We start from the raw sequence: 10768 nt of genomic DNA, 5'->3' as shown, positions 1-10768 counted from the left end.
GCGCTCCAATCCATAGTTGGTTGTGCAAATACAATCTAATATCTCTCAATCTGCACAACTTAGCCCCACGCATCGCAAGGAAAGTTGTGCAAACCGCCCCTGTTTTACTCTCTTTTGCACAATCGAAGCCGCAAAAGTACAACCGAAACCGCAGCCGCACAGAAACCTTCACCCTTTCTCTAAACGATATTTCCGCATTCTCACAAACGCCCCCAAAAAGCATAAGCTCCAGCTGACGCCTACAGCAAGCCAGATTCCACCCTTGCCGAGAAGCGGTTCAAGAACCCAGATTGCAGATAGATTAGCGAAAATCTGAATTCCTCCGATGACAAGAGGCATCAGCACGTCAGCCATGCCTCGAAGCACCGCCATATATGCCTGCCACAAACTGAGCAGGATATAGAAGCCGCAGGTAATTTTCAGATACAGATACCCTTCTTCCACTACCGCCGCACTGTCGGCATCGTCGACGAAGATACCAAGAAGCGGTTTTCCGGCAAAGAAAACAAATACCGTCATCACTGCCATAAAGCCTACACTGATGAGCACCGTTATATGTCTTCCTTCTTTAATCCGATCAAAGCGTGCCGCACCCCGGTTCTGTGCTGTAAACGTGTTCAGCGCGCCGGAAAGTGCATTGACAAACATGATGACAATCTGCTCAATCTTTTGTGCCGCGGCATAGCCTGCTACCACCACTGCACCATACTCGTTGATAACCGCCTGCACAAAAATCGCCACCAGGCTGACAATACTCACCTGCAGACTGGTTGGTACAGACAACTTCAGCACATAAGCCACTCTTGATTTTTTCGTATTGCGAAAATCCTCCCGGCTGACCCAAAGCATAGGCATCTTTTTCTTCATATAGACAAGACACATCAGCACCGCCAGACTCTCCGCAATGACTGTGCCAATCGCGGCACCTGCAACACCCATAGATAGCCCTTTGACAAAGAGCAAATCGAGGACAATATTACAGATACAAGAAAATGCCAGAAAAAACAGAGGTCTGCTACCGTCTCCACAGGCTCGCATAATAAAAATGCACATGCTATACGCATAAGTAAAAAGTCCTCCTACGAAGACAATCTTCAGATAAAGCACCGCACTGGCGAGCACCTCCGGTGGTGTATTCACAGCCCGCAAAATAGGCTCAGCCAGAAAAAGCCCTGTAATCAGCTTCAGAACCCATGTTGCGATTACCACAAAGATAGAAATCACAACGACCTGCCGCACCTTGTCCCAACGTCCCTCGCCGCAATACTCGCTGACTGCCGTGCTGATGCCCATCATCAGTCCCAGACCAATACTGACTGTGAGCATGATAATCTGCCCTGTTACGCCGATAGCGGCAAGGCCCTCTGTTCCTACAAAACGCCCCACAATCACTGCATCAACGGTAGAATAAAGCTGCTGAAATACCGAACAGCAAAATACCGGAACAGCAAAGCCGATGAGCTTCTTCCAGATGTTACCTTCTGTCATTAGAGACAGTCCGTTCTTTTCATCCTTCAAAGTTGTTCCCCCTTTCCTAAAAACAAGCAGCCAAGATTACTCGGCCGCCTGTCTGTATGATTATAGGTTATTCTTTTACTTTTACGATCATTTCCACTTCCAGTGGAATACGGAACGGTAGCACGTTGGTACCTACTGCTGTTCTCGCGTGTCTGCCGCGTTCACCTAAAACTTCACCGAACAGATCGGACACGCCATTGATTACCAGAGGCTGTTCAAAATAGTCCGTAGTGCTGTTTACAAAACCCTGCACTTTGACAATCTGTTCCAGCCTATCCCAGTCGCCGCCCAGTTCTCTTTTCAAAACAGCGAGAAGATTGATACCCGCAAGTCTTGCTGCATCATAGCCTTCCTTTGTAGTCAGGTTCTCTCCCAGTCTGCCGAAGACTACCGGCTTTCCGTTTTCAAAAGGACCTGCACCTGAAAAAAACCAAAAACCACCGGCCTTCTGTACGCTTACATAGTTTGCCATTGGCTCCGGTCCTGCTGATAAATCAATTCCCAGCTCCGCTAATTTCTTTTCTACATCCATCGTATTCATCCTGCCTTTCATATTATTATTTACTTATCACGTCCATGAGACGATTGATATCCTCTTTGTTGTTATAATAATGAAATGCCAGGCGTATTTCCATAAAGCCGTTTGCATCGACGCCGCTGACATGCGCGCCAACACCGGCTTCCCGCAGCATCTCGTTGGTCACACCAGTTTCTGACGCAAGACGCAGCACCTCAATTCCAGACCTGTTTTTCCGTGCAAAATCATAAGTAAGTTGCACGCCTTCTGTCTCTGACAGCCTTTCCCGCAAATACTCAGTCAGCCCCATCACATATTCGGAAATATCCGCTCCAGAAAATGCCAGATACTTTTCCGCCGCAAGCCCCAGACCGTAGATGCCGGAAACCGTTGGAAATCCCAGTTCAAAACGTCCTGCGTCATCTCGCAGACAAAGCACCTGTTTGCCCGTATTAAAACGATCGTCATCGCTCATCCAACCGGCGCCAAACTGCTTTAAGCTTTTTTGCAGCGCCGGACTGATATAGCCGTATCCGGTACCGCAGTAGTTCATCATCCATTTATAGTCATTGCCGATGAGAAAGTCAATTTTCATGGCCTTCACATCCACCGGCATGACCCCCAGCGCCTGCACGCCGTCTACTGCAAACCAAATGCCCTTCTCTCTGCAGTAGGCGCCAATGGCTGCCGCATCCATGCGAAATCCAGTAAAGCTTTCCACCAAAGAGATACAGATTGCTCTGGTTTTTTCATCGCACAGTGCAAACAAATCCTCCGGCAGAATCACGCCGTTTTTTGCCTTGGCATATCTCACCTCAAGGCCGTCCTGCTTTCTTACCTGCCATGCAAAGCGATTTGCAATCCAGCTGTTTTCCACCAGTACTACGTTGTCTCCCGGTTCAAAATACATGCCGGAGGTAAACAAAGTATAAATATGAGAAGAATTATTGCCAAAGACAATGTTTTCCTTCTTTGCTCCAATCATCTGTGCAATCTGTGTCTTTGCCCAGTCCATCATGCCGATGGTTCCAGTCTCTTCGCCGCCGGGCAGCCTCCAAACAGAATCGCCGCCCTTTAGATAGCGATCCTCCTGATACCTTGCTACTCCATCATGTACAAAGTCCGGAACAAGACCTGTGGAGCTGGTATCCAGATATGCTGTATGGGAAAGCACCGGCACGTGGGTGCGAAATTCTGCAAATTTATCCATATTATCAGTTTCGTACATCTCTATTTATCGTCCTCCTTGCACTCACATATCTATTAAAAGGTTCTCTAATATGTTCAATAACCTTTTAGAAGATGCCCTGCAGATTTTCTGCAAAAGCTACAAGGCATAAATTATGATTTTAAAGTTATTACAGCATCATGATATCCTCTTCCAGATACAGTTCTGCTTTTTTTAAGTCCCGTTCTAAAAGCGCATTTACAATATGCTGATGTTTTTCTAAGTCCGAACTGCTCTTTATTGCTGCCATAGAAGCCTTATAAAGCATATCCTGCAAAATACCCGGCAAATACTGATTTCCCGTAATCTCTGCAAGCCGCAGATGGAACATAGTGTTATTAGTTTTGCTTGGATCACTGCTGCCCATTTGTTGCTCTGTAAATGCCTTTAAAGAAAGGATTTCTTCATCAGAAGCATTTTCTATAGCAAGTTTCACACACAGCTTTTCAACCTGGCGGCGAATCACCTGTATCTGATTGATTTCATCAGAAGAATATAAATTCAGCATATACCCTTTTCTTGGATAGCTAATGAGATATCCTTGGCTGCAAAGAAGATGCAGCGCATCTCTAACCGGCGCTTTACTAACGCCAAACTGCTTCGCCAGCTGTGCCTCACTTAGAAAGGATCTGCCGTCGATGACACCGCTGTCGATATCTGCCTTGATACTGTGATAAACCTTCTCCGATAGTTTTTCTGCCATATCATTACTCCCATTATCATTTCCATTTTCACTGATATGTTCAATAACTATTTTACAGGTTTTTTCTCGATTCGTCAAGGGGCAGCGCATCTTTTTCAGAAAAAATTTCCTTCTGTTTACAGATCAACGCTCTCACGTCTTTTAAAAAGGTCGTTTTGCCCTCTTTGCTGGAATAGACGCCATGACCGCCCGGATACTCTTTTAGTATCATCTGCTTCGGATCAATGCCGCTGTTCGAAAACTGATATCTGGTATTTCCCACCAGAGTGCACAAGTCATAAAGTCCGCTGGCAACCAAAATTTTCATCTCCGGCATTCTCGCTGCGGCATTTTTGAGGCAGTCCATATGAGACTTCCCATCTTCTACAGTATAATCCCAGGCAGCATTTATATTCAGATTTCCAGTGTAGTAAATTCTATCCGTCTCTATCCCCAGCTGCGCTGCAAGCAGTCCGTTCATCACAGAAAGTGACATATTGTCATCTCCTGCTGCGTTATACGTACCGGCAAGAGGTGATGTCATGCGACCGTCAAATAAATCGACCCGTTTTTCCTTATGGGAAACGACTTGGGTCATGAAGTCTTCTACATCCCGCAGGTGCAGTCTTGTTTTTTCAAAATAAGCTGCCTCCATGCCCGTATAGTTTGCAAGTTCTCTCGCAAGCGACTGCACCGTTTCAGCCGGGCAATCATCCCCCTCAAACAGCGCCGGAATTAGCTTTCTTTTCTCAAACTCCCACACGTTCTTCAAAAAGACTTCTCGGTCACACTGCCCCTTTCGATTGTGATACCAATGCGTCGCTGCCATAGACGGAAGCGCTGCAGTCAAAAGTTCCAACGCGGGTTCAAAAATGCGTCCGTTTCCCGCATCCAGAGAAAGGGCTGAGCCAATTAAAATCACGCCTTCAACAGGAATTCCCAGCATCATCCGGTTCCCATACATTACATCCCTGCCCAGCTCAGAAAGCACGCGGCAAGCCCTGATTGTGCCATAACTTTCTCCGCATAGATAAAGCGGACTGTTCCAGCGATTGTGATTCTTCAGCCAAGATGCAATCGCAAAAGCAGTGCTTCTCGCATCGCCATCAACGGAAAAATAATCAGGCGCCGCTTTTTCCTGGATCAATCTGGAATACCCCACACCCACCGGGTCTACATAGACAAGATCGCATACATCCAAAATGGTGTCCGACTCAATTGCAAGACCATAGGTAAGCTTTTCCTCCGCATCTTTGCTGATGCAGTAAGGTCCAAAACATTCCAGCTGCAGCATAGAAGTGGCGCTTCCCGGACCGCCGTTCCAGATAAACATGACCGGACGCTGCGAATTCTCATCGTCTATCCTGAGATAAGAAATCGTCGAAATGATCGCCTCCGGCGCACCGCTCTCATCATAAAACACGTGATCCTCGCTCACCGCTTCTGCACGAATCTTCCCATGACGCAGTAACATTTCAAGGGATGCCATCCCATTAAGCCGTTCAAATGACTCTGTCATATAAGGTTGAAATTTTCTCATTTCGTTCTCCTAGTTCCATTCGATAAATGCTCTGACCGATCTTCCAAAAGCATCACACTCTTTGCTGCCCAGATATGGCATATGCCCAGTTTCAAAATATTCCATCCGCACTCTTTCCGCCGGCAGGTTGAACTGATCCAGCGTATATTGAGAAAAACCCATCGTAGTCAGCAAGTCGTAGTAACCACAGCCCAACATCAGTTTCATATTTGGAATCCGTTTCATTGCCTGTGCCAAACTCTTAATCGGCGCTGTACTTGTAGAAAAATCCCAATCAGCACAAATATCGAAGCACAGCGGTCTGTACGCATCTTCCAGATCGATATGCAGTTTTTTCTTCCAGATGCTGTTAAAGCACTGCTGCACAGCGCTCATCAGTCCGCTGCTTGCCATATCTTCTTCCTCCAGATCATCCCAGCTGCCCTTCGGCGCTTCCATGGTAAATCTACCATCATAACGACCCAGTACCTTCCCTTCTTTCCGCAAACCATAGGCAGGATAATTGTAAGTATCCACGCGAAGATTCAAATCTTCCAGGGTTTCCTCATCAAGTCCGGTGAAATAAGTCAGCCGCTCCTTGATATGCGTTCTTTTTTCCTCACGAAGGCGCCGTCCTAATGCTAATGCCGGCAGATATTCCTCATAAGCGAAACGATCTGCTTCTTTCAAAAAAACATCCCGTGCCGGCAGCATGCTTTGATGATGATACCAGTAAGTCGCTGCTACAGCCGTAAAATTCAGAATCGGCGTGTCGATTGGATAAGCCTTTTGACCATGATCAAAGGCGCTGCCCAGCATGATAATCCCACTGAGATTGACATAGTTGCATCCTGCTTTTAAATCCACGCTAAGCATGCCTGCCAGCATAGCGTTTCGAATCGTTCCATAGCTTTCTCCCATCAGATATACCGGGCTGTTCCAACGCTCATGTGCATCAAGCCACTTTGCAATGACTTTTACAAAAGAGCGGCAGTCGCTTTCCGTATTAAAGTATTTCGCGCCTGCCTCTGCTTTCAGCAGTCTGGAATAGCCGGTTTCGACGGGATCGATTGTAACAATGTCACAGATATCCAAAATGCATTCCGTATTTTCTTCTACCTCATAAGGCGGCGTCATAGAAAGCGAGGTTGCCTCTCCGACTTTAACCCGCTCTGGCGCAAGCGCGGCAAAATTGATCATGGCGCTGGCGCCGCCGGGTCCTCCATTATAGGCAAACAGCACGGGACGCTGCGGCGTTCTCTCGATATCACATCTCTCGTAAGCAAACGTGTACATGCTCGCCTCTTTTTCTCCCTCTCTATCATAGAGGAAAAAATTTTCTACTGTTGCGCGATACGAAATTTTCTGTCCTTTTACTTCACAGGTGTGTTCCGTCACAAATTTCTTTTCTGCAAACATATCTTGATTCTCCTTATGCGTTTTCCTTCTGTTCGCGTTCTGCGATTTCTTTCCTCATCAGTGGAATTTGTTTCTCAAATCTTCTCAAATATAAGAAGATTACTAACGGAATAATAAACATCAGGCATGGTATGATGGTTTCCATATAGAAGAATAAATTTATAACACTTTCCTCCTGCGCTGCCGCTCCTTCTACAAATGGCACCATTAAAAGCATGTATCCTCCCAACGGACCGCCAAGTGCCATTCCAATTTTATATGCCGCAGAATGACCGGAAAGCAAAATTGCTTCATTACATGCGCTGTTTGGATCTTTCCACTGACCATATGTTCCAGCATCAAACATATTCAAAACCATGGTTCCAGATGCCAATGCCTCACCAAATCCTAATCCGACATTTCCAATTGCAAGAATGGTCATATTGCAGTCGTGTGCAATAAATCTGATGAGCAATCCTAAAATAGCAGCCACACATCCCAAAATAGCAGTTCCGTTATTTCCCAATCGCTTTACAAAAAAACTCAGGGTAATCGCAACGAACATAGCGCCTCCTATTCCAGAAAACGATATGATAGAATATACAAGCATATTGTTATTCAAATTATATTGTATATAATACGCATTGGTCGCACTCGGAAGTGAGTTCGCAAAGTACAGCATAAAAATTCCTACTACAAGAATAAGGAACATTTTGTTTGAAAATAGTGCCTTCAAACTAACCGAAAGCGGAATTCTTTCACCTAGTCTCTCTCCACTTAATACTTCCACTTCTTCTACTGGCTCATATCCCTTCGTTACCCAAAAGGTAATGAAATATGAAATCATAAATAGAATTCCATAAAGGATCCCTACAAACATAAATCCCTTTTGCATATCCCCTTTGCCAATCATACCAACCAGTGGCATTGTTGCCGATCCAACAAACAAATTTGCCAATACGTTATACACGCTGCCTGACTGTTGTAATAAAGCCCTTTGTGTTTTATCTGTCGTGATTCGACCACATAATGTTTTAGAAGGAATAAATAATGCAGTACTCAACATTCCCTGCAAAATGTAAATAACCGCTGCCCACACAATCCGACCGGTTCCCGATAAGCTCGGGCACATAAAAGTTAACGCAAACAGAATGCCTGCAGGTGCCGTAAAATATTTTAGCCATACACGGCATTTTCCTTCTTTAGACCTGGTCATATCAATTATGCCACCCATCATAGGGTCATTGATGATATCCCATATTTTAGCAATCAGTATGATTGTGCTGGCAATTTCAATTTTTATACCTAATACCTGTGTGTAAAAAAATACCAAAAATGCCGCATTCATGACTGTTAAACTTGACACACCAAAACTTGATGCACCATACAGTAAAACCAGTTTTTTCGGCAATTTCTTCTGATTTGGTAAAGTTGTCGTGTTCTTTCCCATTTTAGTTTCTCCTTACTTCTTTTTTCTTAAAGCGAATATCGGTTTCATCTTTCTCCCTCTTTATATCACTTCCCTTCCCTGCTTCTCTCTCATTTATTAATCATAGGTATTTTATTAACCATGATAATACTGCATCATAAAACTTTATACTATTTTCTGCGCTTTGTGGATCAATCGCATGCTTGCAGTCCTTGAAAATATTAAGCTCAACCGGAACTTGCGGTTGATTGTCCCGTACTGCCGCATAAAGCCTATAGGCACCCTCTACTGGGCAAACCATATCCTTCTCCCCATGACAAATAAGCAGAGGAATTGTTATTTTTCTCCCCTCCAGAAAAACAGATTCTCTAATAAACTCTCCCAGCACGCTACTTGTATCCGCTCCAAATGGTACCTGCCCTGCCCCTTCAGAAAGTAACGTCAAATCAAGATAGCTAAATAAACCGCGCAGCGCACAGGCTGTTTTAAATCGTTTCTCATGAGCCGCCAGCCAAACTGTCATATAGCCTCCATAGCTTCCGCCAATTACAGCCTGCCTGCTCTTATCTAGCATATCAATTTTTTCAAGGACATAATCTAACAGTACCATCAAATCACTCGCTGCAGTTCCATCAAAAGCATAATCTGCCCGCGCAAAATCCTCACCATATCCTGTACTTCCTCTTGGATCTCCATATACTACGCAATATCCTTGTGCTGCTAAAAGCTGGCGTTCCATAAAAAATCCACCGCAATAGCTTGATGCCGGTCCTCCATGTACTGTCAGCACTACTGGCAGCTTATCATGCACCTGATTCCTTAGACGCATTGGTGGCAGCATATAATATCCATATAATTTCGTTGCTGTATCAACCTCAACACAAATGCGCGTTTGGGGTGCTAATGCATATTTCTCAGTCCATGCGTTTGCGTCAGTGACCTTTTTCATTTCTCCACAGGAAATACCAACCTTATAAAGTTCCGGCGGCATATCTGCATCACTCCAAACTGTAAGCAATGTATCCTTATCTACCACTGTCAACGCTGTAAAAACACCGCCTTCGCATATCCTTTTCCAAAGAATTTCCCCATTATAATAAGTTCCACAATAAATGCCGCTTACGCCTCCTCGCTCTCCGACCGCGAAAAACGCTTCGCTTTCTAAACTTGTACCCATATAATCGTTCTTTGTTTCCAGAATATCTCCGTCACTATATGCAGGAACCCATTCCTGTGGTATCTGTCCGCTGTGTTTAACCGAAACAACGCCTGTTCCATCTGTTTCTACACAGGTCAGTCTGCTGCATTGCCCACTGCCATTATCAAAGTTGGAAGTAGGCACAAAAAGATGTTTTTCATTCTGCGTCAGAACAGCATGGCTCCACTTAGACGCCATAATTAATCCACTGCAAAGAACCGTTCGAATCTTACTTTGCACATTTACTTTCAAATAGCTTTGCGTTTCACCAGAAAAAACAATTACAGCATCCTCTGTTTTCATCCAAATCACCTTTTTTAAAGGTTTTCTCTCACATAGAAGGCTTTTTAACTTTCCGGTTTGAATATCAGCAATCATAAGAATATATCTTTTTTCCGGGCGTATTCCTTTATCTTCATTCGATCTATATCCGACAGAATCAACCATACGAATTCCATCTTTATCTGCCTCTTTTTCTACGATAATCATGCATATAGACCTACTATCCGCAGACCAAACAAATTCTTCCATATTATTGATATTGATAATATTTGTTCTTTTTTGCTGCAGTAAATCATAAATCCATAGCGCCTTGCTACCATCTGGCATCAGTGCAATACAAGCAGCCATTTGTCCATTAGGCGAAATTTGCGGGCAATTCAAGTTGCAACCTTCTTCTTCAGCCCAAAAGCCTTGCTCTCTTCCCTGGAATCTGCATTTTCCTAAATATGAATTACTCCTTTCAGACCAAAATTGCTGGCTATAGCTATAATCTCCCCTGCCATTTGAAGAAGGCTCCGTAATATAGACCATATCCTTGAAATTGTCTACCGACAGTAGTTTTTTCTGCATCCTTTCAGCCCTCCTTGAGCCATTTTTCAGCTCTCAATTCCGCAATTAATTTACACTCTTTTGAATACAGCATCATACAACATCGAACAGCAGGACATTTTGCTTTTATTATTGTAAATAATGCTTCCCCATGGATTGTACTAAACGGAGATTTCCCTTCTTCCTGCAAAATTACGAGAGGTTTGGTAATCTCCACTTCATCCAGAAAAACACTTTCTTTTATCAATTTTTCCAGAAACAAACAGAAATCCTTATCCTTTTCTGCGTCAAAATAAATGCTATCTCCATAATCGAAAAATGATCCTATCCATGGATTCATCAAAATTCCATACACTGCGCGATCATCATTCTCTAGCTTCTCAAAAAAAACGCATGTTTCTTTTTCTTCCGCAATTAAAATATTTTCATCATATCTCATTTTATCTAC

Annotated in this window: 9 protein-coding genes; all 9 read right to left on the bottom strand. The window is 44.1% G+C overall.

Annotated features, from left to right (window positions below; translation table 11 throughout):
• Window positions 1-168: 168 nt before the first annotated feature.
• A complete protein-coding gene (locus ACPW7J_RS06840) occupies window positions 169-1518 on the bottom strand; it encodes an MATE family efflux transporter (protein WP_425757366.1) in 1350 nt (449 codons plus the stop codon).
• A 67-nt stretch (window positions 1519-1585) separates the two neighbouring features.
• Window positions 1586-2050 (bottom strand): RidA family protein, encoded by a 465-nt coding sequence (locus ACPW7J_RS06835; protein WP_161909297.1) that lies wholly within the window; start codon window positions 2048-2050, stop codon window positions 1586-1588.
• A 25-nt stretch (window positions 2051-2075) separates the two neighbouring features.
• Window positions 2076-3263, bottom strand: a complete 1188-nt coding sequence (locus ACPW7J_RS06830) for an aminotransferase class V-fold PLP-dependent enzyme (RefSeq protein ID WP_425757365.1) — start codon at window positions 3261-3263, stop codon at window positions 2076-2078.
• A gap of 130 nt (window positions 3264-3393) precedes the next feature.
• Window positions 3394-3966, bottom strand: a complete 573-nt coding sequence (locus tag ACPW7J_RS06825) for a GntR family transcriptional regulator (protein WP_425757363.1) — start codon at window positions 3964-3966, stop codon at window positions 3394-3396.
• 52 nt (window positions 3967-4018) lie between these two features.
• Window positions 4019-5485, bottom strand: a complete 1467-nt coding sequence (locus ACPW7J_RS06820; protein WP_425757362.1) for a S10 family serine carboxypeptidase-like protein — start codon at window positions 5483-5485, stop codon at window positions 4019-4021.
• 9 nt (window positions 5486-5494) lie between these two features.
• Window positions 5495-6883, bottom strand: coding sequence for a S10 family peptidase (locus ACPW7J_RS06815; RefSeq protein ID WP_425757361.1), 1389 nt, complete (start codon window positions 6881-6883; stop codon window positions 5495-5497).
• Between the two features lie 13 nt (window positions 6884-6896).
• Window positions 6897-8312 carry an MFS transporter gene (locus ACPW7J_RS06810; protein ID WP_425757359.1) on the bottom strand — a complete coding sequence of 472 codons (1416 nt, stop codon included), beginning with the start codon at window positions 8310-8312 and terminating at the stop codon, window positions 6897-6899.
• A 100-nt stretch (window positions 8313-8412) separates the two neighbouring features.
• On the bottom strand, window positions 8413-10341 hold the full coding sequence (locus ACPW7J_RS06805; protein WP_425757358.1) for an alpha/beta hydrolase family protein: 1929 nt from the start codon (window positions 10339-10341) through the stop codon (window positions 8413-8415).
• Window positions 10342-10345: 4 nt separating this feature from the next.
• Window positions 10346-10759, bottom strand: coding sequence for a hypothetical protein (locus ACPW7J_RS06800; RefSeq protein WP_425757356.1), 414 nt, complete (start codon window positions 10757-10759; stop codon window positions 10346-10348).
• Window positions 10760-10768 lie beyond the last annotated feature (9 nt).

The organism is Ihubacter sp. rT4E-8 (assembly GCF_049852125.1).
GTDB lineage: Bacteria > Bacillota > Clostridia > Peptostreptococcales > Anaerovoracaceae > Senimuribacter.
This window is presented reverse-complemented; position numbering and strand designations above follow the sequence as displayed.

Coding starts and splice junctions, on each gene's coding strand:
- ACPW7J_RS06815 (WP_425757361.1), bottom strand. CDS start 6,883: ATGTTTGCAGAAAAGAAATTTGTGACGGAACACACCTGTGAAGTAAAA.
- ACPW7J_RS06810 (WP_425757359.1), bottom strand. CDS start 8,312: ATGGGAAAGAACACGACAACTTTACCAAATCAGAAGAAATTGCCGAAA.
- ACPW7J_RS06825 (WP_425757363.1), bottom strand. CDS start 3,966: ATGGCAGAAAAACTATCGGAGAAGGTTTATCACAGTATCAAGGCAGAT.
- ACPW7J_RS06820 (WP_425757362.1), bottom strand. CDS start 5,485: ATGAGAAAATTTCAACCTTATATGACAGAGTCATTTGAACGGCTTAAT.
- ACPW7J_RS06835 (WP_161909297.1), bottom strand. CDS start 2,050: ATGGATGTAGAAAAGAAATTAGCGGAGCTGGGAATTGATTTATCAGCA.
- ACPW7J_RS06800 (WP_425757356.1), bottom strand. CDS start 10,759: ATGAGATATGATGAAAATATTTTAATTGCGGAAGAAAAAGAAACATGC.
- ACPW7J_RS06830 (WP_425757365.1), bottom strand. CDS start 3,263: ATGTACGAAACTGATAATATGGATAAATTTGCAGAATTTCGCACCCAC.
- ACPW7J_RS06805 (WP_425757358.1), bottom strand. CDS start 10,341: ATGCAGAAAAAACTACTGTCGGTAGACAATTTCAAGGATATGGTCTAT.